Origin of the sequence: Myxococcus sp. AB025B, from assembly GCF_006518215.1 — a bacterium.
Taxonomy (GTDB): Bacteria; Myxococcota; Myxococcia; order Myxococcales; family Myxococcaceae; genus Myxococcus; species Myxococcus fulvus.
Genome location: NZ_SRLW01000042.1, coordinates 21,817 through 44,375, shown reverse-complemented (window position 1 = coordinate 44,375; position 22,559 = coordinate 21,817). Strand labels below are relative to the sequence as shown.

Genomic DNA, 22,559 nt, shown 5'->3' with positions numbered 1-22,559 from the left:
CCGCTGTCCACCACGGCCTCGTCCCCACGGGCTCAGGCAGTGATTGCAGGGCATGCGGTGGGCCCGTTAAAGGGGGCCACCATGCCGCTCAGCCTGCTCGACACCTTTCGCGTCCTCGCCTCGTTCGACCCACCGCGAGGTGCCCTCAAGGGCGCGCCCTGGGAGGAGTACGTGGACTGGGCCATCGCCCAGGGCCTGGCTCCGCTGGCGGCCTACAACCTGGAGTACCGCCTGGGCGCCAGCGCCGCGCCCGAGTGGGCCCGCGACAGGCTGCTCTCCGTCTACCAGGGCTCCGTCAACGACAACGTGATGAAGCTCGTCAACTTCAAGCAGGTCGTCGACGAGCTCGAAGGACGCAAGCTGGTCCTCATGGGCTCGGCCGCCTTCGCCGAGGCGCTCTATCCGCACATCGGCTTCCGCCCCGTGCTCGAGCTGCAGCTGCTCCTGCGCCGCATGGACGTGGACGGCTTCGCCGGCTTCCTCTCCAACCACGAGTTCAAGCCGGAGGCGGACACCTCCCACAGCGGTGCCACCAGGGTCGTCACGGACGGCCGCACCGCCATCCACCTCTACTCTGACATCCTGGGTCCCCAGCGCCGCGAGCAGACCGCCGGCATCATCGAGCGCGCCAAGCCCATGAAGGTCTACGGCCCCTCCATGTACCGGGCCGACCTGGAGGATTCGGTCCTCCTGGTCTGCCTGGAGCACGCGCGTCAGGGGTACGACGTACCCTGGCTGTCCTTCATCGACCTCCGCGAGCTCGTCACGGGCGCCAAGTGGATGGGCGGTGTCTACTCGCGTCCCTTGGACGTGCCCGCGCTGCTCGCCCGGGCCGCCGACTGGCGCCTGGAGCGCGCCCTGTACACGTCGCTGTCCATCATCGCCCGCCTCTTCCCGGAGGCCGCGGCCGACGCCACCGCCGCGCTGCCGCCCCTGCGCCGGGCGACGCGCGAGCTGTTGGACCGCACGGTGGTGGGTCCAGTCAGCACCCCCGGGCGGACCTCGGCTCTCAGGGGCTTGGAAAGAGTGCGCCGCCTGCTCACCGGGCAGTGAGCCCGCCCGGTTGCTGAACTGCCCCAGGGACGGGCTTCCTTTCCGAGCGCGTCCCGGCGTATGAGTTCTGGTCAAGACACCTCCCCACTGGGACTCCTTCAATGCGTATTGCCATCATCGGAACGGGCTACGTCGGCCTGGTCGCGGGCACCTGCTTCGCGGACTCGGGCAACGACGTCACGTGCGTGGACATCGACGAGCGGAAGATTCGCATGCTCCAGGCGGGCGAGGTGCCCATCTACGAGCCCGGGCTCGAGGAGCTCATCAAGAAGAACGTGCGCGAGAAGCGCCTGTTCTTCACGCGCGACCTGGCCGAGGCCGTCTCCAACGCGCACGTGGTGTTCATCGCCGTGGGCACGCCCGAGGGTGAGACGGGCGACGCCGACCTCCAGTACGTGCTGGCCGCCGCCGAGCAGATCGGCAAGGCGATGAAGCAGTACACGGTGGTGGTGGACAAGAGCACCGTGCCGGTGGGCACCGCGGACAAGGTGCGCGAGGCCATCCGCAAGGTGACGAGCGTGGAGTTCGACGTCGTCTCCAACCCGGAGTTCCTCAAGGAGGGCGCCGCGCTGGACGACTTCCTCAAGCCGGACCGCGTCGTCATCGGCGTGGACTCCGAGCGCGGCCGCAAGGTGATGGGCGAGCTGTACGCGCCCTTCGTGCGCACCGAGAACCCGGTGCTCTTCATGGACACGCGCTCGGCGGAGCTGACCAAGTACGCCGCCAACGCGATGCTCGCCACGCGCATCTCGTTCATGAACGACATCTCCGCGCTCTGCGAGAAGGTGGGCGCGGACGTGGACTTCGTGCGCAAGGGCCTGGGCTCGGACAAGCGCATCGGCTACCCGTTCCTCTTCCCGGGCGTGGGCTACGGCGGCTCGTGCTTCCCCAAGGACGTGAAGGCGCTGGGCGCCACCGCGCGCGAGTTCGGCCTGGAGCTGGATTTGCTGCGCGCCGTGGAGCGCACCAACGAGCGGCAGAAGAAGCTCTTGGTGAACAAGGCGGCCAAGCACTTCGGCTCTCTGGAGGGCAAGAAGTTCGGCGTGTGGGGCCTGGCCTTCAAGCCGAAGACGGACGACATGCGCGAGGCGCCGTCCATCGAGGTCATCGAGGGCCTCATCGGCAAGGGCGCCACGGTGGTGGCGCACGACCCGGTGGCCACGCACACGGCCAGGCGCGTCTTCGGTGACCGCATCCGCTACGCCAGCGTGCCCTACGAGGCGCTGGAGGGCGTGGACGCGCTCTTCGTCGTCACGGAGTGGAACGAGTTCCGCCACCCGGACTTCGAGCGCATGAAGTCGCTGATGAAGGCGCCGGTCATCTTCGACGGCCGCAACGTGTTCGACCCCGTGCGCATGCGCGAGCTGGGCTTCACGTACTACGGCATCGGCCGGCGGTGAGCCGGGGCGGTTCACTCGATGCGTTGACGGGGCTGCGCTTCTTCGCGGCCCTGCACGTCGTGCTGTTCCACTTCGCGCGTCCGGCCCTGGCGCCGGCGCCCGAGTGGCTGCAGAACCTGGTGGGCGCGGGCTTCTCGGCCGTGGGCGTGTTCTTCGTCCTGTCCGGCTTCGTGCTCGCCTGGAACTACCTGGACGCGGACGGGCGCATGGAGACGGGCACGCGCGCCTTCCTCGCGGCCCGCGTGGCCCGCGTCTATCCCGTCTACCTGCTCACCTTCCTGCTGTCCGCGCCGCCCACCATGCTCGCCTCGTTCGCGAGCAACGCGTGGCACGTGGCCGCCGTGAAGCTCGCGGTGGCGGCGGTGGCGACGCTGGCCCTGGTGCAGGCGTGGGTGCCGCTGCTCGCGCTGTACTGGAACCCGCCGGGCTGGTCCGTGGCGGTGGAGGCGTTCTTCTACGCGCTGTTCCCGAAGCTCGCGCGCGGGCTGTCGCGCCTGAAGCCGTCCCTGGTGCCCGTGGCGCTGGGCGCGACGTGGGTGCTGGGGCTCGTGCCGCCGGTGCTCTACCTCGCGCTGCGGCCCGATGGGCTGGACAGCGTGGACGCGCATTCCTGGGGCGCGTGGCTGGCGGTGCTCAAGTTCGCGCCGCTCTCGCGCCTGCCGGAGTTCCTCTTCGGCGTGCTCCTGGGCTGGTGCTTCGTGCGCGAGCGGCAGGCGGGCGTGGCGAAGGGCTCGGGCGCGGTGCTGGCGGCCTTGGGCGCGGCGCTGCTGGTGGCGGCGGGCGCGGCGGGCGAGCGGATTCCGTACGTGCTGATGCACAACGCGCTGTTGGCGCCCGCGTCGGGGCTGCTCGTGTACGGGCTGGCGCGGGGTGGGGGCCTGCTGGGCCGGGTGCTGTCACGCCCGTGGGCGGTGCACCTGGGCTCGGCGAGCTACGCGCTGTACCTGCTCCAGTACCCCGCGGGCGAGGCGGCGATGAAGCTGGAGCGCGTGCTGTCGCCGTGGGTGGACCTCAACACGCCGTGGGGCTGGCTGGGCTCGGTGCTGCTGTTGGCGCTGCCCGCGTCCGTGCTGGTGCACCGCTACGTGGAGACACCGCTGCGCTCCCGGGTGCGAAAGGCGCTGCAGCCGTGGGTGGACGCGGAGGGTGCATCCACGCGCGCGCGGCCGGTGGCGCCGGGGGCCTGAGGGGCCCGCGTCCTCAGTCGATGCCGCCCTCGCGGGCGATGCCGCACTCGCGCTTGCCCTCGGCGGTTTCAATCTTCTTGCAGTCGCAGCCGGCGAGCTTCGTCTCGCAGACGGCTTCCTGCTCGGGCGTGGGCTCCACCCGGCTCTCCTCGCGCGAGGCGTTCTGGAGACAGAGTTCCTTCTCCACCGAGTTGATGGAGCAGTCGCACAGCTTCTCGGACAGCTCGCGGCAGGGCCCCTTGCAGCCGGCGAGGCCGGACAGGGTGGCGCAGAGGAGGGCGGTGGCGAGCAGGAAGCGGCGCATGGGTGCGGGCGAAGATGCCAGAAGGTCTTCGGGATGCAAGCCCACTCGGGGGCCGGAGGGGTTTTCAACGCCGGACAGGGAGGGAGGGGCTTCGCGCCTGCCGGCCCTGTTTGCCGCCGAGCAGGAGGTGCGGGCCGGAAAGCAGAGGGTTCCGGAGGCCATGCCATACTCGCAGGCCCGCTCGAATGGCCCCCTCGCAACGCAGCAGCTCCCGGTATACCCGGCTCGCCGAAGTGGCCCTGGCCACGCTCGTCGTCGTGTGTCCGCTGGCGCTCGGCGGCGCGGCGAAGTGGGTGCTCGTCCCGCTGGGCCTCCTCTCCGGCGCGGCGGCCCTGCTGGCGTGTATCGGCGCGCGGCGACACGGGCAGTCACTGCGCTTCCCGCTCGTGGCCGTGCCCCTGGCGGCGGGCGCGGCGCTGTGCGCGGTGCAGCTCGTCCCCCTGCCCTCGGGCGTGCTGGGGTGGGTGAGCCCGGAGGCCGCGGCGCTGCGGGAGTTCGCGCTGGAGCCCCTGGGCCTGGGCGGCGCTCGGCCCGTGTCGCTGGACCCGCCGGCCACGTGGCGTGAGCTGTCGAAGCACCTGGCGTACCTGCTCGTCTTCCTCGCCACGGTCCAGGTGTCGCGCTCGAAGGACAGCCGTCGCAGGCTGCTCGCGGTGGTGACCTTCACGGGCGCGGCGGTGACGCTGGTGGGGCTGGGCCACGCGCTCATGGGCGTGACGTCGCTGTTCGGCCTGCGCTCCTGGGTTCACGCGCATCCGACGCTGGTGACGTTCTTCGGCAACCCCAACCACCTGGCGGGCTTCCTCGGACTGGGGGCGTCGGTGGGCGTGGGGCTGGCGCTCACGACGCGTCCACCCACGAAGGCGCTGCCGTATGCGCTGGCGGCGGGCGCGTGTGGATTGGGCGTGGTGCTGACGCTGTCGCGCGGCGGCATCGTGTTCCTCGTCCTCGGTCAGGGACTGCTCGCGCTGTGGCTCGCGCGAAGGCGCCAGGAGGACCGGCGCGGCGTCACGTCCGCGCGGAGCTTCGTCCCGGTGCTGGGGCTCGTGGCGGTGCTGGCCGTGGGCGCGTACGCGGTGGCGGAGCCGCTCTGGGCCGAGGCCCGCTCGGCGGACAGCCTGGAGAAGCTGGGCCAGTCCAAGGTGTCCCTGTGGCCGATGATGGCGAGGGCAGCCGCGTCCTTCCCGGCGCTGGGCATGGGGCGCGGCGCGTTCGAGGCGGCCTTCCCGCGCTACCAGTCCGAGCTCAACCCGAACACGCTCACGCATCCGGAGAACGCCGTGCTCCAGCTGGCGGCGGAGCTGGGGCTGCCCGGGTTGCTGCTGCTGGTCCTGGCCGTCTGGGGCTTCGCGCGGCTGGCGCGGCGCGAGGGGCTGGACGCGCTGGAGGTGTCCGCGCTCGCGGGCGTGGCGGCGCTGGCCCTGCACAACCTCTTCGACTTCAGCCTGGAGCTGCCGGCCTGCGCGGTGGCGGCGCTGGTGGTGCTCGGCACGGTGGCGCGCCCTCGCGAGCGCGACACCTCGGACGCGTGGGCGCTGCCTTCGTCCCTCGTCTCGCTGGGCGCCAGTGGTGTGCTGATGGCGGTGGCGTTGGTGGCCTTGCTGCCCGGTGCCTCGCGACTCTCGGACGCGGAGACCGAGCTGGCGGAGCAGGTCCGTGCGCGGGCGCCGGTGGAGACGGTGCATGCGCGGGGGCTCGCGCTCATCGACCGGCACCCGGCCGACTACCTGCTGTATCGACTGGTGGCCTCCGCGCACGCGGCGCGAGGGGGCGAGGGCGCGAGCCAGACGCTGGCCTTCGTGAATCGCGCGCTGTACCTGGCGCCGCTGGACGCGGTGTCACACCGGGTCGCGGCGCATGCGCTGCTGGCGATGGGGCACCGCTCGCAGGCCTTCCTGGAGTACCGGCTGGCGTACGAGGCGGGCGAGAAGGGCGCGCTCGTGGGCGACGCGGTCCGACGGGCGCGCACGGTGGAGGACCTGGTGGCGATGACGCCGGACTCGCCCGACATCGCCGGGGCGCTGCTGGACGCGCTGTCCTGGCATCTGAATCGTTCGGACCTCGCGCTGGCCTATGGGGCCTGGGCGCGAGAGCACTTCGAGGGCCGCGCCGGTGTCACCGCGCTGTGGGCTCGCGAGACGCGGCTGCGGCTGACGCGCAAGGAACTGCCCGAGGCGGAGGCGGCCTGCGTGCAGGTCGAGCGTCGAGCGCCGGGTGAGCGTGACACCGCGCTCCTGCGCGCCGAGGTGCTCCGGGGGCGAGGCGAGAGCGACGCCGCGCTGAGGGACATCGAGGCCCTGCGCTCACGTCACCCCGAGGACCTGGAGCTGGCCCTCATCCTGGCCTCCTGGCAGATGGACGCGGGCCTGACGCGGCGGGCACGCCAGACGCTCCAGTCGGTGAGCGGACTCGTCACGGACTACCGTCAGCGGGCGCGCCTCTTGTCGATGGAGGCGGACGGGCTCGAGCGGGAGGGGCTCCTGTCGCGCGCGGTGGACCGGCGGCAGACGGTGGCCCGGCTCCTGCCGAGCGCGGAGGCCCACTTCGCGGTGGCGCGGCTGCAGGAGTCACTCAAGCGCTACGACGCGGCGGCCCGCTCGGTGAGCGAGGGACTGGCGCTGTTGCCGCCCGATGCCCGCGAGGCCGCGCGCGCCTGGATGACGCGGCTGGAGTCCGCCGAGCGAGCTCGCGTGGACTCGCGTCGCAAGGAGCTCTTGAGCGACCCGCGCGCGCAGGAGCTGGAGCACCTGCTGGGAGACTCCCGCGAGCCGCTCGTGGAACCCTGACCCTCCTCACGCCGGAATCGGCGCGTCCTGCTCCATCAGGATGGGAGGGATGACGGTGACGGCCGAGGCCGAGGGTTGAAGCCGCTCGTGGATGAACGAGGCGACGAGCGGCCACTCCAGCGTGGCGAAGTCCTGGAAGCGCATCTCCAGGGCCTCCTCGTGCGAGCCCGCGCGGAAGAGCAGGTGCTCGGTGAGGCTCAACGTCTCATCCACCGCCACGGGCAGGCCGTACAGCTCGCCGAAGGGCGGCTCCGCGCCGACCTCGCAGTCCGGGAAGTGGTCGGAGAACTCCCGCTCGGTGGCGAGCCGGGCGGTGCGCACGCCGAGCAGCTCCCGCACGCGCTCCAAATCGACGGTGCCCGCCGCGGGGACGACGAAAATCCAGGGCTGACGGTCCGCCATCACGATGACGGACTTGGCCACGCGCCAGCCGGAGACATGGAGCGCCTCGGCCAGCTCCTGGGCGGTGACCGCCCGGGGGTGCCAGTAGCGCTCGTAGAGGACTCGGTTGCGACGCAGATAGTATTGGATGGAAGCCGGAATCACGGGACGCCACCTCCTTAAACGAAAGGTGTGTCACCGCGACGGTTGGGGCCACGGCACTCCTCGCCCCTCGGGACGGAGCCCCCGGTGCGAGGGCTCGGCGTCCTGTCACTGGAGCAGGCGGGCGGGCATCACTGCTGGAAGTCGTAGACGCTGCCGAGCTTGAGGATGCGCGTCAGCTCGTCCAGCGCCGTCATCGTCTCGCGCGCGAGCAGCGGGTCCTGCAAATCCTTGGGACGCAGCACGTCGCGGTAGTGGCGGCGCACCCAGGCGGCGAGCGATTCGTGCAGGGCGGGCGTGTAGAAGACGTCCGCGTGGATGGCGCGGCGCTCGGTGTCCGTCAGCCACACGCGCTGGCGCAGGCAGGCGGGCCCGCCGCCGTTGTTCATGGACTGGCGCACGTCCAGGTAGTGCACCGCCTTCACCGGTGTGTCCTCGGCCACCACGCGCTCCAGGAAGCCTCGGGCCGCGGGCGTCTCGCGGCTCTCGATGGGCGCGACGATGGCCATCGTCCCGTCCGGCAGCGTCAGCACCTGCGAGTTGAACGGGTACGCCTTCACCGCGTCCTTGGGCGGCAGCTCCGCGCTGCTGGCCACCACCGCGCGGAAGTCCGGGCCCAGCTTCTCGCGCAGCACCTGGAGCAGCCCCGGGTGGTCCACGAAGGCCAGCTCGTGGAGCATGAGGAAGCGCTCGTTGCCCACCGCGAGCACGTCCGTGTGGAAGGCCCCCGCGTCGATGCCCTCGGGGTGCTGCTGCGGGAAGAGCACCGAGCGGGCGTCCAGCTGGTGCAGCCGCGCGAGCGCCTGGCTCGCCTCCAGCGTCTGGCGCGCGGGGAAGCGCTTGGGGCCCGTCACGTCCTGCCACGCGCTGCGGCCCCAGGCGAGCAGGTGCACCCCTGCGTGCCCCGGGGTGGCCAGGCGTGTGTGGTTGGCCGCGCCCTCGTCCGCGAAGTGGCTGCCGGGCGGCAGGGGCGCGTGCACCGCGAAGTGCTTCTCGTCGGCGAAGATGGCGCGAAGCACCGCGTGCGTGGTGTCCGCCTCCAGCGCGCGGTGGAACATCTGCGACAGGTTGGCGGGCGTGAGGTGCACCCGGCCGTCCGCCGTGTCCGAGCTGGGCGCCACGGTGGCCGCGTTGGCGGTCCACATGGAGGACGCGCTGGACGTCAGCCGCAGCAGGTGCTCGGCCTCGCGCGCGGCGCGGGTGATGACCTCCTCGTCGGTGCCGGTGAAGCCCAGCGTCCTCAGGGCGCGCAGCGAGGGGCGCGGCTGGGGAGGCAGCACCGCCTGGCCGACCCCCAGGCCGGAGACGAAGCGCATCTTCTCCAGGCCCTGGAGCGCGGCCTCCCGGGGGTGGCTCGATTCGCCGACGTGACTCTGTGACGCCAGGTTGCCGGGCGACAGACCCGCGTAGTTGTGGGTAGGACCGACGAGCCCGTCGAAGTTGTATTCGCGCATGGGATATGGAGCGACGTGTGGAGCGTCCACCCTTAGCAAAGCGCCTGAAACGTTTCCTCCGGTACCTGCTCATCCGGACGGTCCTGTTGTGCCTTCAACCCCTCCCCCTGGGGTGGGCCCGGGCCCTGGGCTCCCTCCTGGGAGGGTGGGCCTACGCCATCGCCGGCGGTGAGCGCCGCAAGGCCCTGAAGTCCCTGGGCACCGCGTTTCCGGAGAAGTCCGACGCACAGCGGCAGGCGCTGGCCCGCGCGTCCTTCCGTCACCTGGGCGCCGCGGCGCTGGAGGTGGCCTGCACGGGCGCGCTGGACCGGGGGCTGGAGTCGCTGGTGGCGTGGCCGGAGGCGGACCGGGCGGTGCTGGACGCGGCCCTGGCGAAGGGCAAGGGCGTGGTCTTCATCTCCGGGCACGTGGGCAACTGGGAGCTGTTGGCCCGGCGGGTGGCGCGCGCGGGCTACCCCAGCCAGAGCATCGCGAAGGAGACCACGGACCCGCGCCTGACGAAGCTGGTGGAGCGCTTCCGGGAGCGGGGAGGGGTGCGCAGCATCTGGCGGGGCCAGGACGGCGCGGCCCGGGCCATGCTGCGCGCGCTCCGGGCCGGTGAAATCCTGGGGCTGCTCATCGACCAGGACACCAAGGTGCAGTCGCTCTTCGTGCCCTTCTTCGGGCAGCTGGCGGCCACGCCCCGCGCGGCGGCGGACCTGGCCGTGCGCACGGGGGCGGCGGTGGTGACGGGCTTCTGTCACCGCGTGGAGGGCGGCGGCTACCGGCTGGTCATGGAGGACGTGCCCCTGCCCGAGGACGAGGACCGCGAGGCCGCGGCGCTGGCGCTCACCGCCGCCCTGTCCGCGCGCATCGAGGCGGCCATCCGGCGCACCCCCGAGCAGTGGGTGTGGATGCACCAGCGCTGGAAGACGCGGCCCCCCGTCGAGGCCTCCCCCCAGGCCCTGCTCGCCGGGGCGGCGCCGGCCACCGCCCGGTGATAGAAGGCACCCTCGTGTCGCGCTCCGAGCCCGTCCGCCTCCTCGCCCTCTGCCTGCTCGTCGCGGCGTGCTCCCCGCGTCGCCCGGCGGAGGGGGCGTCCCAGCAGCCCCCGCCGCAGGTGGTGCTTCACGGCGCGCGCCTGGTGTCCTACGAGGGCGAGCGCCTGACGCTGTCGGGCAAGGCCGAGTCGCTGACGTACCAGCGCTCCGGCGGCGACGTGCAGGCCACGAACGCGACCTTGCGCATCCCCCCGGGCACCCCCGAGCAGGGCATGTCGGTGGGCACCGAGAAGGGCCTGGACATCAGCGCCCCGAATATGGAGGGCAGCCTCGCGTCCAAGCAGCTCGTGGCGTCCGGCGGCGTGGTGGTGCGCACGGGCGAGGGCATGGTGGTGGAGACGCCGCGGTTGACCTACGACGCCGTGGAGAAGGGCGCCCGGGGCAACGAGGGCGTGAAGGTACGAGGGCCGGCGTACCGGTTGCGCGCGGACCGCTTCGAGCTGTCCTTCCCGGATGAGACGTTCACCTTCGAAGGCTCGGTGGAGACCGTGCTGGGAGAATCAGGGCGTGATTGAGTTCCTCGTGATGGCCTTCTTCGTGGCGCAGCCGGTGCCCGCCGTCGCCGCCGCCACGCCCACGGACGGGGGCACGCCTGCCGCCGCCGCCGCGGGCAGCCCGGGCCAGGGGCCCCTGGGACCCGTGGACCTGAAGGAGCCGGTGCAGATCAACGCCGACCTCATCGAGGGCGGCAAGTCGCAGGCCACGCTCACCGGCAACGTGAAGGTGAAGCACCGCACCCTGGACTTGAAGTGCGACCGGATGACCGCCTACTTCGCGCCGCCCCGCGTGGTGACGCGCGTGGTGTGCACCGGCGGCGTGCACGCGGTGGACGGCGACCGCATGGCCCGCGGCGAGCGCGCCGAGTACGACGTCGCCTCGGGCGTGCTCGTCGTCACCGGCACCCCGGAGGCGCGCCAGGGGACCACGTACATGCGAGGGACGAAGGTCCGCCTCACGCTGGGCAGCGAGAAGCTCGAGGTGGAGAACGCCGTCATCATCTTCGAGTCGCCGCCGTCGGCCCCCTCGTCCCCCAAGCGCAAGGCCGCGCCCGCTCGCACGGCCCCCGTGGCCCCGGAGGCGGCGCCGCGATGAGCGACGCGAAGCTGTACGCGGAGGGGCTCAAGAAGGCCTATCGCGGGCGCCAGGTGGTCAACGGCGTGTCCTTCACCGTGTCCCCGGGCGAGGTGGTGGGCCTGCTGGGCCCCAACGGCGCCGGCAAGACGACCAGCTTCAACATGGTGGTGGGCCTGGTGACGCCCGACGCGGGCCGCGTGCGCGTGGGCGACGAGGACCTCACGCACCTGCCCATGCACCGCCGCGCGCGCCGGGGCGTGGGCTACCTGCCCCAGGAAGCCTCCGTGTTCCGCAAGCTCACCGTGCGCGACAACTTCCTGTCCGTGCTGGAACTGCAGAAGGGCCTGGACAAGAAGGCCCGCGAGGCCCGCGCCAGCGCCATCCTGGAGGAGTTCGGTCTCTCCCACGTCGCGGAGTCCCTGGGGGGCACCCTCTCCGGCGGCGAGCGCCGCCGCGCCGAGATTGCCCGGAGCCTGTTGCCCCAGCCCCGCTTCATCCTCTTCGACGAGCCCTTCGCCGGCGTGGACCCCATCAACGTGGGTGACCTCCAGCGGCAGATCTTCCTCTTGCGCGAGCGGGGCCTGGGCGTCCTCATCACCGACCACAACGTCCAGGACACCCTGGGCATCTGCGACCGAGCCTACATCATCACACAGGGGCAGATCCTCGAGGAGGGCACCCCCGCGGACATCGCCGCCTCGCCCCGCGCGCGCGCCGTCTACCTGGGGGAGCGGTTCCGCCTCCAGCAGCCGCTTTGAGGGACGACTGGCAAGCAGCCAACCGAGTGCATAGACTCCGGTTGGCCCCGCTTTTGCGTCGACAGGTCAACACGACCGAGTCACGCGGAGTGCGTGCAAGCTCTTGGTTTCCTTGTGGAATTTTGAATATGCAAGCAAGGGACCACGATTCGGGCACTAGACGCCGTCAGGGGGCCTTGTTACGTTGGCACGGTCTTTGATTGGTCCCGTGTTGTGTAGGGACTGAATCACTCGGGGAGACCCTGTCTCATGGCGATGGAACTCAAACAAAGCCTGAAGCTTGCGCAGCAGCTGGTGATGACGCCGCAGCTGCAGCAGGCCATCAAGCTGCTTCAGCTCTCCCGGATGGAGCTGCTGGAGCAGGTCCGCGAGGAGATGGATCAGAATCCACTCCTGGAGCAGCCGGACGAGCAGGCACCGGGCGACGTGGGGGACAAGGAGCCCGGAGAGGCGTCGCTGGAGGCGGACAACGTCGAGATTCCGCGCGACGTGGAGCTGCCGTCGGCCTCCGGGGACAACGCCCCGGAGTTCAAGGCGGACGGGGACGGACCCCCGGAGATCGACTGGGAGCAGTACCTCAACAGCTACCAGTTCAACGAGCCCACCACCGCGTCCAACAAGGGCAACGTGGCCACGGACGACCTGCCGTCGTTCGAGGCGAACCTGGTCAAGAAGGAGGACCTGGTCGACCAGCTCCAGGAGCAGTTGGGCACGCTGCGCCTGAACGACGCCGAGCGCCGCATCGCGATGCTCATCCTGGGCAACCTGGATGACGACGGCTACCTCAAGCTGCCGGACATCGAGGGCGACCCGCTCATCCGCCTGGCCAACGAGGCGGACGTGCCGATGCACATCGCCGAGCGCACCCTGCGTCGCATCCAGATGCTGGAGCCGCGCGGCTGCGGCGCTCGCGACTTGCAGGAGTGCCTGCTCATCCAGCTGCAGGGGATGAAGGAGCCGCAGGCGCCGCTGTTGGGCCTCATCATCAAGCGGCACATGAAGTACCTGGAGAGCAAGAACCTGCCCGCCATCGCCAAGGACCTGAAGGTCACCTTGGAAGAGGTGGTGGAGGCGGTGAAGCTGCTCCCGAAGCTGGACCCGAAGCCGGGCCGCAACTTCAGCGGGGACGACGCGCAGTACATCACCCCCGACGTCTTCGTCTACAAGATGGGGGACGAGTACACGGTGGTGCTCAACGACGACGGCCTGTCGAAGCTGCGCATCTCCGGCACCTACCGCAACGCGCTGAAGACGGGCGCGGTGGGCCCCGGCCAGACGAAGGACTTCATCCAGGACAAGCTGCGCAGCGCGGTGTGGCTCATCCGCTCCATCCACCAGCGGCAGCGGACCATCTACAAGGTCACCGAGAGCATCGTGAAGTTCCAGCGCGACTTCCTGGACAAGGGCATCGCGCACCTGAAGCCGCTCATCCTGCGCGACGTGGCCGAGGACATCGGCATGCACGAGTCCACGGTGAGCCGCGTGACGACGAGCAAGTACGTGCACACGCCGCAGGGCATCTTCGAGCTGAAGTACTTCTTCAACTCGTCCATCGCCCGCGTGTCCGGCGAGGACACCGCCAGCGAGGCGGTGAAGCACCACATCAAGCAGCTCGTCGCGCAGGAGGATGCGCGCAACCCGTACTCGGACCAGAAGATCGTCGAGCTGCTCCGCTCGCAGGGCACCGAGATCGCGCGCCGCACGGTGGCCAAGTACCGCGAGGTGCTGAACATCCTCCCCAGCAGCAAGCGCAAGCGGTACTACTGAGCCCGCGACAAGTGGCTCTTGGCGCGCGGTGACGCGCCGACGGACAGTGGGCGTCTCATGAGCGCCCCTGTCCTCCTGCTTCCCTCGGATGAGGGGCTCCCCTGGCGGGAGCCCCTGCCGCTGGTCGTTCCCCCCGTCGTCCTCGAAGGCCGCGCGGTGCGCCTGGAGCCCCTGTCGCTCGAGCACGCCCCGGCCCTCGCCGCGCTGTGCGAGGACGCGCTCTTCACGTACTTCACGGTGGTGCCGCGCACGCTCGCGGACGTGGAGCGCTTCATCGCGGACCGCCTGCGCGGCGCGGAGAAGGGCACCGAGCGCCCCTTCGTCATCCTCGAGAAGGCCACGGGCACGCCGGTGGGCTCCACCAGCTACCTGGACATCCAGCGCGACAGCCGCACGCTGGAGATTGGCTGGACGTGGCTGGGCCGCCGGGTGTGGCGCACGCGCGTCAACACCGAGTGCAAGTTCCTGCTGCTCCAGCTCGCCTTCGAGTCGCTGGGCGTCATGCGCGTGCAGCTCAAGACGGACCAGCGCAACACGCGCTCGCGCGCCGCGATTGAGCGGCTGGGCGCGAAGTTCGAGGGAATCCTCCGCAACCACGTCCTGGTACGGGGTGGGGTGGTGCGCGACAGCGCCTACTACTCCGTCATCGACACCGAGTGGCCGGAGGTGAAGGCCCGGCTCTCGGGGATGCTCCAGAGGGAGGGCTAGCGAGCAGGCGGGCCGAGGGGAGGTGGGAAAGGCAACGGCGTCATGCCGTTGTGCTCCCGTCAGGCGGGCGCGGGCGGTATAGGTGCGGCCCGTATGCACTCTTCCTCTCGTTTCCGTGGTGGCGTGGTGTCGGGTGTCCTGGCCGCGCTGGGGCTCCTCGCGGCCGGCTGTGGCTCCTCGCTGAAGGAGCAGGACGTGGACCTGGCGGGGCTGTCCGGCCGCACGCTCCTGTACACGCATGCGGACGTGGACCTGTTCGAGCTGGAGCAGGCCGCGGGCTCGCACCGCGTCACCGTCACCTTCTCCCAGGCGGGCGGCGACGTCTGCACGCGGTTGAACGAGGGCGTCACGGCGACGTTCAACGGCGAGCCGATGCAGATGGAGCGGGGCGGGGTGGATGGCACCGCGGGCCGCGACCTGTGCCTGCCCACGCGCGCCTTCCTCGACTACGCCCCGGATGAGTGGGCCGCGCTGCCGCCCACCGACGCGCGCGTCGTCTTCCAGGACGGCTCCGGCACCACCATTACCGTCGTCATGAAGGAGGCCCAGGCCAAGCGCACCTTCGACGGTGTGTCCGAAGTGCAGCGGCTGCTCCGGGGCCAGTCCTATTCGTACCAGTGGATGCCGTCGACCGAGAAGCTCGAGTCCGCTGGCGCCACGCTGCTGGCGGAGGGCAGCGCCGTCACCGCGACGCTCACCACCACGCGCGACGGGGGCCGCATCACCTTCACCGTGCCGCCCAACCTGGGCGCCGCCACGCACCTGCTCACCGTGAGGGGCCAGGTCCAGGGCGAGGTGCTGGAGTGCACGGGCGTGACGAGCTGCTCGGGCACCTATTTCCACTCCGAGGAGCAGGTCGTCTCGGTGCAGTAGCCCTCCGCTCGCATCCTTCCGGGGCGGGCGGGCACGTGAGCCCGCTTCGCCCGGTTGTCGTGGCCCGCCTCGGACGCCACCGTGCAGGGACCCTCTTTCCCTGAACGGAGCGCAGCCATGGCCCAGAAGAACCCCGACCCGCGTGAGGCGGGCCCCAAGCCGCCCTTCCCCGAGCAGACTCAAGCCCACCCGGGCAAGGAGGGGCGGATGTCGCCGGAGCCGGACTACGGCGAGCAGTCCTACAAGGGACTGGGGCGGCTGAAGGACCGCGTGGCGCTCGTCACCGGTGGCGACAGCGGCATTGGCAGGGCCGTGTGCCTGGCCTTCGCGCGCGAGGGCGCCGACGTGGCCGTCTCCTACTTGAGCGAGGGGGACGACGCCCGACAGGTGCGGCGCGTGGTGGAGGACGCGGGGCGCTCGGCGCTGCTGTTGCCCGGGGACCTGGCGGTGGAGGCGAAGTGCCGCGAGCTCGTGGAGGCGACGGTGAAGCGCTTCGGTCGCATCGACGTGCTCGTCAACAACGCGGCCTTCCAGGGCAAGGCGGTGGAGAGGTTCGAGGAGCTGGACGCCGAGCGCGTGGAGCGCACGTTCCGTGTCAACATCCTCGCGATGTTCCACCTGGTGCGCTACGCGCTGCCGCACATGAAGACCGGCGGCACCATCATCAACACCGCCTCCATCCAGGCGTATCAGCCCACGCCGCCGCTGCTCGACTACGCCACCACGAAGGGCGCCATCGTCACCTTCACCAAGGGCCTGGCGCAGCAGCTCATCGAGCGCGGCATCCGCGTCAACGCCGTGGCGCCCGGCCCCGTGTGGACGCCGCTGATTCCGCAGTCCTTCGACGGCAAGCAGGTGTCGACGTTCGGCGAGGACTCGCCCATGGGCCGCCCCGCGCAGCCGGCGGAGCTGGCGCCGTCCTACGTGTTCCTCGCCTCGGATGAATCGCGCTTCGTGAACGCGGAGGTGCTGGGTGTCACAGGAGGAAGGCTGCTCGCCTGAGCCCGTGTCCCGAGCCACCCGGTGCGCCGTTGTCCGTGCGGCGGCGCACCGCCTGATTCCGAGGGGTTGAAGAGTCTGGTGCCCCGCAGGTCCAAGCACCAGTCACGGCGTGTTGTCAGGCCCCGGACGGCAGGTGCGCTTGGGGAAGAGTCAACCCGGGGGGATGGGTTGCTTTCCCGAGGTCAGAACGTTTCTGATCTGTCACGCAGCTCCCCTCACCCTAGGAGGCAGCCACGCATGCAGTTCAACATCACCTTCCGTCAGTTCGGGGCGTCGGATTCCCTCAAGGAGTACGCACGCGAGAAGGTCGAGCGGGTGAACAAGCTGTTGGACAGAGCAGGAGAGGCACACGTCGTCCTGTGGTTGGAGGCCAACCACATCCACCACGCGGACATCACCGTCCACTCCGGCGCCTGGGTGCTCCGGGGGCGCGACAAGAGCAGTGACATGTACGCGTCCATCGACCTGGCGATGGACAAGATCGAGCGCCAGCTGCGCCGCTACCGCGACAAGCTCAAGACGCATCACGGCAAGGAGCGCGTGCATCACCGTCAGGACCTGGTGAACCACCTGAAGGTGCGTCACGCCGTCTTCGAGGTGCCGGACGCGGAGGAGCTGGCGGACATCGCCGAGCAGTCCACGGTGGACACGCCCGCGCCGAAGCTCGCCGCCGCCGCGCCCGCGACCCCCGTCGCCGCCGCGACGCGCGTGGTGAGTTCCACCCAGCTCACCGTCAAGCCGCTGTCGGTGGACGAGGCGGTGATGCAGATGAACCTGATGAACAACGACTTCTACGTGTTCCACAACGTGGAGTCGGACGCGCTGGGCATCGTCTACCGGCGCAAGGATGGCCAGTACGGCCTCATCGAGCCCCACGAGCCGCCCGCGCTGGCCGCGGCCGCCGGCACCTGAGACGAGGGCCTGAAGGAAGCGTCGCGCTCCGCCACCCCCCTCGAGGAGGCGGAGCGCGGACGCTCCCATCCAGTCGATGACGGGAGCGTCGTCGGTCCTTCACGGATGCTGCTTCCCACGAGGCTCGCGGTCGGCCACGGCCTCGTCGGTGTCCCCCCAACCGCCCGGGTAGGGCGGCTGGCGCATCCATCCCCAAGAACGCCTGGGCCCACCGCGCATATCGCGGGGGGCTTCCGGTAAAAACGACGCGCCCCACCTCTCCCCCGGGAGATGGAGCGCGCCTCGGCCCTGGCTGGGAGGGTCCGTCAGTAGCCCTTCTTGCAGCTGGACATCCCCTGCGCGTTGCGCAGGTCGGTGAACACGCCGGTGGAGACGGCCACGGGCGTGGTGACGGCGGGGGCCCGGACGTTGACGAGCGCCAGCGTCATCAGCGCGGCCCGCTCACCCAGCGGGCGCGAGTGGATGGCGGAGGGGAAGGCCACGACGATGTCCGACTCGCGCGCCCCCCCGCACTCGCGCACGCCCGAGAGGGTCTCCGCCTCCCGCTTCAGGAGGTAGGCGCAGCCGCCCACCCGGCCATGCAGCCACGTGCCGTCCTCGGTGAGGTCCACCGGCTGGCCGCCGAAGGTGCCCCAGACGCGGGTGTCGTCCCCCTCGGCCAGTTCCAGCCGCGTGCCCTGCTGGGCCACCGAGCCCGTGAGCAGCTGGTAGTCCCACTGGAGCGCCACGGGGTGGCGGCGGTAGCGCCCGTGCATGCTGTTGTCGGAGATGCTCAGCGTGGAGGTGGGGCCGGTGATGGCGTCTCCCCGCAGGAGCAGGGACTCCTCGGCGGCGTCTCCCAGCGCGGAGCCCTGGACACCGGTCGTGGCGCAGCCGGTGGCCAGCAGCGAGAGGACAAGGCTCGAGCACAGCGTTCGCTTCATGGCGGTCGCTCCCCTTTTCGTTGGCTGTCGTGGTTCACTGACGGAAACGGACGCTGGGGGAGGGCATATCGTCCCCTGGGGGACGGCGGGGCGGGGAGACATGGGGGCGGCCCGTGGTCCCGGTCCCTGACGCGCAGTGAGCGGGGGTGGCGCCGGGACGACAGGCGACCCTTGCGCGAATCGAGGGTGAGGAGTAATTGCCGCCATCTCAGGAGCGCCAGCGCGGGAGCGTCAGTGAGAATCGCCGAGTTCCTCAGCCCCCAAGCCGTCATCGCGGACATGCAGTCGCGGACGAAGCAGGAGGTGTTGCGCGAGCTGAGCGCCACGTTGGCCCGGGCCCACCCCCCGCTCCTGGAGGAGCGGCTGGTGGAGGTGCTGCGCGAGCGCGAGAAGCTGGGCAGCACCGGCATCGGCGAGGGGGTGGCCATCCCCCACGGCAAGCTGCCGGGCATGACGCAGCTGCAGGCGGCCTTCGGCGTGTCCCGCGCGGGCGTGGACTTCGAGGCCATCGACGGCAAGCCCACCCACCTGTTCTTCGCCCTGGTGGCCCCGGAGAACAGCGCCGGCGTGCACCTGAAGGCCCTGGCCCGCATCTCCCGGCTCTTCAAGAACCCCCGCTTCCGGGCCGCCATCCTCGAGGCGCCCACGACCGCGGAAATCCACGCGCTCATCATCCAGGAAGACGCCCGGCCCTGAGCGCCGGGCCGGGGGGACACCATGGACGTGGTGCTGCGGCCCATCAACGACGCGTTCTTCCACGAGCAGGTGCTCCCGTTCCTCACGCGCGCCATGGGCGACGCCAGCGGGGCCCTGGAGTCGCTGATGGAGCAGCTGGGGGACGGCCAGTCGCGCATGCTGTGCGAGCGCATGCTGGCGACGTCGGTGCCCGGCGGCCTGGGCTCGGTGGACGCGGACCCCTGGGCGGACCTGGTGGACCGGCTCGCCTTCCAGCCGTGGAGGACGGGGCCCATGGGCTGGGAGGTGGACCCTCGCCACGCGGGGTACGCGGACGCCTGGGACGAGGCGCTGCACCTGGCGCTGATGCTGGAGGAGGCCCACTACCCCTACTGGGACAACCGCACGTCCCGCGAGGTGCGCGACGGCTTCCGCCTGCGCCCGCTGGCGGACGTGGGGCTGGCCTCGCTGCTGGCGGGGCAGTGGGACCCCTTCCCGGAGTTCCCCCCGGACCGCGTCTTCGTCACCCAGGGCCGGGGCGAGTACTTCCCCAACGAGCGCTTCGCCTTCGCGGACTGGGCCTGGCGTCCGGCGCGCGCGGTGGCGCACTGGCAGGTGAACCTGCCGCGCAAGCTGGAGCGGCTGCTCACGCGCGAGCAGGAGCGCATGAAGCTGCCGTCGTTGCCGGAACGTGACGAGGTGCTCGCCTACTGGCTGGGCAAGCAGGCACAACCGCCGCCGCTCACGGTGGCCTTCTCCGGGCTGGGTCCGCGCGCGGCGAACTGGATTCGCGAGCTGGGCGCGCTCACCGGCCACATCCGTCAGGCGGCGCTGGCGAAGCAGGGCCTCGCGGCGCTCGTCACCAAGGGCACCTCCGTGCGCATCTAGGCCCTGGGCGTGGCGGGGGCGGTGCTCCCGGGGCTCTCCAACAGGAGCGTGACGGGCCCGTCGTTGACGAGCGCCACCTTCATGTCCGCGGCGAAGATGCCGGTGCCCACCGACAGGCCGCGCTGACGCAGGCCCTCGCAGGCCTTCTCGTACAGGGCCTTGGCCACGGTGGGCTCCATGGCGTCGATGAAGCTGGGGCGCCGGCCCTTGCGCGCGTCGCCGTAGAGCGTGAACTGGCTGACGACGATGAGCTGCCGCGAGGTGTCCTCCAGCGACAGGTTCATCTTGCCGCCCGCGTCCTCGAAGATTCGCAAGCTGGCGAGCTTCTCCACCATCCACGCCACGTCCGCCTCGGTGTCGCCCTTGCCCACGCCCAGGAGCACCAGCAGCCCCGGGCCGATGTCGCTCACCTTCTGCCCGTCCACCGTCACCGACGCTTCCAGCACCCGCTGCACCACCGCACGCATCGAACTTTCCTCCCAGGGCCGATTGTCCACCGACGACTGTCAGGGGCGCGTGGCACCTTGCGCCCTTGGATTATGAAAAGAAGTCCACATGCCAGGGCGGCCAAATTGTTCTTGGCGGTAGGGCGAGCGCCCAGCCGTGGACTGCCGCACCCCCTCTCCCTTGCCGTGGTTTCACGCGATTCACCATAATGGCCGCCGACCTCCCCGGAGCGTGCGTGCAGGTTCTTCGAGCCAGACACTTCTTGGCCGCGACGGCCATCGTTTCCCTGCTGCTTCCCACCGGTGCCCTGGCGGCGCCGCCCTCCGCCGAGAAGCGCGCGGACCGCGAGGCGTTGCGCGCGGCGCTGCTCGAGGTGCTGCAGCGCGCCCCGCTCAAGGTGAGCCGGGTGGGCGTGCACATGCAGAGCCTGGATGACGGCGCGGTGGTGTTCACCCACAACGCGGACGAGCTGCTCAACCCCGCGTCCAACGTGAAGCTCGTCACGTCCGCGGCGGCGCTGGCGACGCTCGGGCCGGAGTTCCGCTACGAGACGGAGTTCCTCGTGGACCCGGAGCTGGGCGCGGACGGCAAGGTGAAGACGCTGTACGTGCGCGGCAAGGGCGACCCCTCCGTCACCACCGAGCGGCTGTGGGGCATGGTGTCGGAGCTGTGGCACGTGGGCGTGCGCGAGGTGGGCGAAATCGTCGTGGACGACTCGTGGTTCGACGCCGAGCGCACGCCGCCCGGGTATGACCAGGAGGACTCGGACCGCGCGTACATGGCGCCCACGGGCGCGCTGAGCCTCAACTGGAACGCGGCGGCCATCTACCTGCGGCCCGGCGCGAGCGCGGGCGCCAAGGGCGTGGTGGAGATGGAGCCGCCCAGCGACTACTTCATCGTCGACAACCAGCTCTCCACGGGCGCGCGCCGGGCGCGGCGGGTGTCGGTGACGTCGGACCCGGTGGGCTCGCAGCAGAAGATTGTGGTGCGCGGGCAGGTGCCGCCCGAGCGCGGCGGCGCGGTGAGTGTCTGGAAGAAGATCGACAACCCGCCCATGTACTTCGGCCAGACGCTCAAGCAGCTCTTGAACACGCGGGGCGTGAAGGCGAAGGGGAGGGTGCGCGCGGGGGCGACGCCGTCGCGTGCCCGGGCGGTGTACGTGGCGCATTCGGACACGTTCGATGTGCTGCTCAAGCGGCTCAACAAGCTCTCCAGCAACTTCGTCGCCGAGCAGCTGCTCAAGACGATGGGCGCGGAGGGGCGGGGCCAGCCGGGCACCTTCACCAAGGGCGTGGAGGTGGTGGAGCAGTTCCTGGCGCGCGACGTGGGCATCCCGCGCGGCACGTACGTGATGAAGAACGGCAGCGGGTTGAACGACGCGAACCGCTTCTCGGCCACGCAGCTCAACAAGCTCCTGCGCTACATGTTCGAGCGCTTCCCGTTCGCGCCGGAGTACCTGTCCTCGGTGCCCATCGCGGGCAAGGACGGCACGCTCAAGTACCGCTTCGAGGGCAGCGACGCGGTGGGCCGGCTGCGCGCGAAGACGGGCACGCTGGAGGGGGTGTCCGCGCTGAGCGGCTACGTGACGAGCGCGGGCGGTGAGCGCTTCTCGTTCTCGATGATGGTGAACGACTTCGCGGGCCGCGCGGGTCCCATCGTCGCGGGGCTGGACGCGCTGGGCGCGGCGGTGGCGGCCACGGGCTCCAGCCTGGGCCCCTCGAGCGCGGTGGCGTCGCTGGCGGACGGTGGCAAGGCGGCGGGCGCGATTGGGGACGTGGCCTCGCGCGTGAAGACGTACCTGGAGCTGGGCCGGCAGAGGGACCCTCGCAACCTGGGCTTCCTGCGCACGGCGTGGCGCAGCGAGCGGGACCCGGCGGTGCGCGCGGTGCTGGCGGAGGGCCTGTACCAGTCCAACCCGCACGACTACCTGGGCGCGCGCACGCTGCTCGACAGCTACTCGGCGGGCAGCGACGTGTATGGCCGGTTGCGGGAGGTGGCGCGGGTGCTGGCGGTGGAGGTGCCGGGCGTCACGAGCATGGTGGAGCTGGCGGCCGGTGGGAACACGGAGGCGCTGGCGCGGGTGCTGGAGCTCGCGGGTGCGACGGGCGCGGATGCCACGGCGCAGGGCGAGATGTCGGTGGCCCTGGGCGAGGTGGCTCGCACGGCGCCGGAGGAGCTGGTGGTGGCGCTGCGCGCGGCGTCGACCTCGGACCGCGAGGCGTCCACGACGCTGCTGGCCCGTGCGCTGGTGCAGACGGGGCAGGCGGACCATCCGTTCTGGAAGTCGCTGCGCAAGCTGGTGGGCGCGGCGGAGCCGCAGGTGGCGACGTTCGCCAAGGGCCTGGACTCGACGCTGTCCCAGAAGGTGGCGGAGGCCAAGGCCCGCCCGGTGGAGGGCGTGCCGGTGCAGGTGGTGGCTCCGGCGGGCACGCCGCCTCCGGCGTCCTCGAAGCCCCAGGGCAGCGCCCCCGAGGCCCGCACCGCCGAGACCCATCCGGGCGGGTAGCGAGCGTCGCGCCACCGCGGGCCGTCGTACCGGAAGGCGCCCGGGCGCGTGGCCTTCCGGGGGCTGGGGCTCGCATCTCCGAGCTGCATCCGGGCGGTCATTCCCTGCCGCGACGCACCTGGACGCGGGGGCTCTGCGTGCTGTCGCACGTGCACCGCATCGAGGCGCAGGCCGGCGAGCCCGCCTCAACCCATCCCGAGCCTCGTTCAACCGGGGGGCATCGCCGTGTGGGGGTCCCCTGGGCGTGATTCAAGGCGGG

At 71.1% G+C, this 22,559-nt stretch carries 21 protein-coding genes; 16 read left to right on the top strand and 5 right to left on the bottom strand.

Features of this window, described 5'->3' with window-relative positions:
* Positions 1-81 precede the first annotated feature (81 nt).
* The 3 genes from FL311_RS09690 (at position 82) to FL311_RS09680 (ending at position 3,640) form a co-directional block, all read left to right on the top strand.
* Positions 82-1,053 carry a nucleotidyltransferase family protein gene (locus tag FL311_RS09690; RefSeq protein ID WP_141324653.1) on the top strand — a complete coding sequence of 324 codons (972 nt, stop codon included), beginning with the start codon at positions 82-84 and terminating at the stop codon, positions 1,051-1,053.
* 101 nt (positions 1,054-1,154) lie between these two features.
* Positions 1,155-2,453 (top strand): UDP-glucose/GDP-mannose dehydrogenase family protein, encoded by a 1,299-nt coding sequence (locus tag FL311_RS09685; RefSeq protein WP_141324652.1) that lies wholly within the window; start codon positions 1,155-1,157, stop codon positions 2,451-2,453.
* A complete protein-coding gene (locus tag FL311_RS09680; RefSeq protein ID WP_141324651.1) occupies positions 2,450-3,640 on the top strand; it encodes an acyltransferase in 1,191 nt (396 codons plus the stop codon). Before FL311_RS09685 ends, FL311_RS09680 begins: the two co-directional genes overlap by 4 nt.
* Positions 3,641-3,653: 13 nt before the next feature.
* On the opposite strand, the gene FL311_RS09675 is transcribed toward FL311_RS09680, so the two are convergent.
* Positions 3,654-3,944 carry a hypothetical protein gene (locus tag FL311_RS09675; RefSeq protein WP_141324650.1) on the bottom strand — a complete coding sequence of 97 codons (291 nt, stop codon included), beginning with the start codon at positions 3,942-3,944 and terminating at the stop codon, positions 3,654-3,656.
* Positions 3,945-4,129: 185 nt separating this feature from the next.
* Here FL311_RS09675 and FL311_RS09670 point away from each other — a divergent pair, with 185 nt between their 5' ends.
* Positions 4,130-6,730: an O-antigen ligase family protein gene (locus FL311_RS09670; protein WP_141324649.1), complete on the top strand. Its 2,601-nt coding sequence runs from the start codon at positions 4,130-4,132 to the stop codon at positions 6,728-6,730.
* Positions 6,731-6,736: 6 nt separating this feature from the next.
* Here FL311_RS09670 and FL311_RS09665 read toward each other — a convergent pair whose 3' ends face one another.
* Together FL311_RS09665 and astB are read right to left on the bottom strand one after the other, a co-directional pair.
* A complete protein-coding gene (locus FL311_RS09665; RefSeq protein WP_141324648.1) occupies positions 6,737-7,276 on the bottom strand; it encodes an aminoacyl-tRNA deacylase in 540 nt (179 codons plus the stop codon).
* A 128-nt stretch (positions 7,277-7,404) separates the two neighbouring features.
* On the bottom strand, positions 7,405-8,727 hold the full coding sequence (gene astB, locus FL311_RS09660) for an N-succinylarginine dihydrolase (RefSeq protein ID WP_141324647.1): 1,323 nt from the start codon (positions 8,725-8,727) through the stop codon (positions 7,405-7,407).
* A 5-nt stretch (positions 8,728-8,732) separates the two neighbouring features.
* On the opposite strand from astB, the gene FL311_RS09655 reads away from it, so the two are divergent.
* The 9 genes from FL311_RS09655 (at position 8,733) to raiA (ending at position 16,861) form a co-directional block, all read left to right on the top strand.
* A complete protein-coding gene (locus FL311_RS09655) occupies positions 8,733-9,707 on the top strand; it encodes a lysophospholipid acyltransferase family protein (RefSeq protein ID WP_194869134.1) in 975 nt (324 codons plus the stop codon).
* Positions 9,708-9,721: 14 nt separating this feature from the next.
* Positions 9,722-10,282, top strand: coding sequence for a hypothetical protein (locus tag FL311_RS09650; protein WP_141324645.1), 561 nt, complete (start codon positions 9,722-9,724; stop codon positions 10,280-10,282).
* The gene (locus FL311_RS09645) at positions 10,275-10,859 is read left to right on the top strand and encodes an LptA/OstA family protein (protein ID WP_141324644.1); all 585 of its coding nucleotides are present in this window, start codon (positions 10,275-10,277) and stop codon (positions 10,857-10,859) included. Before FL311_RS09650 ends, FL311_RS09645 begins: the two co-directional genes overlap by 8 nt.
* Positions 10,856-11,599: an LPS export ABC transporter ATP-binding protein gene (lptB, locus tag FL311_RS09640; protein ID WP_141324643.1), complete on the top strand. Its 744-nt coding sequence runs from the start codon at positions 10,856-10,858 to the stop codon at positions 11,597-11,599. Before FL311_RS09645 ends, lptB begins: the two co-directional genes overlap by 4 nt.
* Positions 11,600-11,848: 249 nt before the next feature.
* The gene (gene rpoN / locus FL311_RS09635) at positions 11,849-13,366 is read left to right on the top strand and encodes an RNA polymerase factor sigma-54 (RefSeq protein WP_141324642.1); all 1,518 of its coding nucleotides are present in this window, start codon (positions 11,849-11,851) and stop codon (positions 13,364-13,366) included.
* Between the two features lie 57 nt (positions 13,367-13,423).
* A complete protein-coding gene (locus tag FL311_RS09630) occupies positions 13,424-14,074 on the top strand; it encodes a GNAT family N-acetyltransferase (protein WP_141324641.1) in 651 nt (216 codons plus the stop codon).
* Between the two features lie 93 nt (positions 14,075-14,167).
* Positions 14,168-14,947 carry a hypothetical protein gene (locus FL311_RS09625; RefSeq protein ID WP_141324640.1) on the top strand — a complete coding sequence of 260 codons (780 nt, stop codon included), beginning with the start codon at positions 14,168-14,170 and terminating at the stop codon, positions 14,945-14,947.
* Positions 14,948-15,064: 117 nt separating this feature from the next.
* Positions 15,065-15,949 (top strand): SDR family oxidoreductase, encoded by an 885-nt coding sequence (locus FL311_RS09620; RefSeq protein WP_141324639.1) that lies wholly within the window; start codon positions 15,065-15,067, stop codon positions 15,947-15,949.
* A 237-nt stretch (positions 15,950-16,186) separates the two neighbouring features.
* Entirely contained in the window at positions 16,187-16,861 is a 675-nt protein-coding gene (gene raiA / locus FL311_RS09615; RefSeq protein ID WP_141324638.1) for a ribosome-associated translation inhibitor RaiA, read from the top strand.
* A 305-nt stretch (positions 16,862-17,166) separates the two neighbouring features.
* On the opposite strand, the gene FL311_RS09610 is transcribed toward raiA, so the two are convergent.
* Positions 17,167-17,784, bottom strand: coding sequence for a hypothetical protein (locus tag FL311_RS09610; protein WP_141324637.1), 618 nt, complete (start codon positions 17,782-17,784; stop codon positions 17,167-17,169).
* Positions 17,785-18,018: 234 nt separating this feature from the next.
* On the opposite strand from FL311_RS09610, the gene FL311_RS09605 reads away from it, so the two are divergent.
* Together FL311_RS09605 and FL311_RS09600 are read left to right on the top strand one after the other, a co-directional pair.
* Entirely contained in the window at positions 18,019-18,480 is a 462-nt protein-coding gene (locus FL311_RS09605; RefSeq protein ID WP_046711218.1) for a PTS sugar transporter subunit IIA, read from the top strand.
* Between the two features lie 21 nt (positions 18,481-18,501).
* Positions 18,502-19,347 (top strand): hypothetical protein, encoded by an 846-nt coding sequence (locus FL311_RS09600; protein ID WP_141324636.1) that lies wholly within the window; start codon positions 18,502-18,504, stop codon positions 19,345-19,347.
* Here the strand turns inward: FL311_RS09600 and dtd are convergent.
* Positions 19,344-19,814, bottom strand: a complete 471-nt coding sequence (dtd, locus tag FL311_RS09595) for a D-aminoacyl-tRNA deacylase (protein ID WP_141324635.1) — start codon at positions 19,812-19,814, stop codon at positions 19,344-19,346. The two genes, FL311_RS09600 and dtd, sit on opposite strands and share 4 nt — an antisense overlap.
* Before the next feature lie 215 nt (positions 19,815-20,029).
* Here dtd and dacB point away from each other — a divergent pair, with 215 nt between their 5' ends.
* Positions 20,030-22,300 (top strand): D-alanyl-D-alanine carboxypeptidase/D-alanyl-D-alanine-endopeptidase, encoded by a 2,271-nt coding sequence (gene dacB, locus FL311_RS09590; RefSeq protein ID WP_141324634.1) that lies wholly within the window; start codon positions 20,030-20,032, stop codon positions 22,298-22,300.
* Positions 22,301-22,559: the final 259 nt, after the last annotated feature.

Bases quoted from the DNA above. Each gene is read 5' to 3' on its own strand.
- FL311_RS09690 (WP_141324653.1), top strand. From the start codon at position 82: ATGCCGCTCAGCCTGCTCGACACCTTTCGCGTCCTCGCCTCGTTCGAC.
- FL311_RS09685 (WP_141324652.1), top strand. From the start codon at position 1,155: ATGCGTATTGCCATCATCGGAACGGGCTACGTCGGCCTGGTCGCGGGC.
- FL311_RS09675 (WP_141324650.1), bottom strand. From the start codon at position 3,944: ATGCGCCGCTTCCTGCTCGCCACCGCCCTCCTCTGCGCCACCCTGTCC.
- FL311_RS09670 (WP_141324649.1), top strand. From the start codon at position 4,130: ATGGCCCCCTCGCAACGCAGCAGCTCCCGGTATACCCGGCTCGCCGAA.
- astB (WP_141324647.1), bottom strand. From the start codon at position 8,727: ATGCGCGAATACAACTTCGACGGGCTCGTCGGTCCTACCCACAACTAC.
- FL311_RS09655 (WP_194869134.1), top strand. From the start codon at position 8,733: ATGGAGCGACGTGTGGAGCGTCCACCCTTAGCAAAGCGCCTGAAACGT.
- lptB (WP_141324643.1), top strand. From the start codon at position 10,856: ATGAGCGACGCGAAGCTGTACGCGGAGGGGCTCAAGAAGGCCTATCGC.
- rpoN (WP_141324642.1), top strand. From the start codon at position 11,849: ATGGCGATGGAACTCAAACAAAGCCTGAAGCTTGCGCAGCAGCTGGTG.
- FL311_RS09630 (WP_141324641.1), top strand. From the start codon at position 13,424: ATGAGCGCCCCTGTCCTCCTGCTTCCCTCGGATGAGGGGCTCCCCTGG.
- FL311_RS09625 (WP_141324640.1), top strand. From the start codon at position 14,168: ATGCACTCTTCCTCTCGTTTCCGTGGTGGCGTGGTGTCGGGTGTCCTG.
- FL311_RS09620 (WP_141324639.1), top strand. From the start codon at position 15,065: ATGGCCCAGAAGAACCCCGACCCGCGTGAGGCGGGCCCCAAGCCGCCC.
- raiA (WP_141324638.1), top strand. From the start codon at position 16,187: ATGCAGTTCAACATCACCTTCCGTCAGTTCGGGGCGTCGGATTCCCTC.
- FL311_RS09610 (WP_141324637.1), bottom strand. From the start codon at position 17,784: ATGAAGCGAACGCTGTGCTCGAGCCTTGTCCTCTCGCTGCTGGCCACC.
- FL311_RS09600 (WP_141324636.1), top strand. From the start codon at position 18,502: ATGGACGTGGTGCTGCGGCCCATCAACGACGCGTTCTTCCACGAGCAG.
- dtd (WP_141324635.1), bottom strand. From the start codon at position 19,814: ATGCGTGCGGTGGTGCAGCGGGTGCTGGAAGCGTCGGTGACGGTGGAC.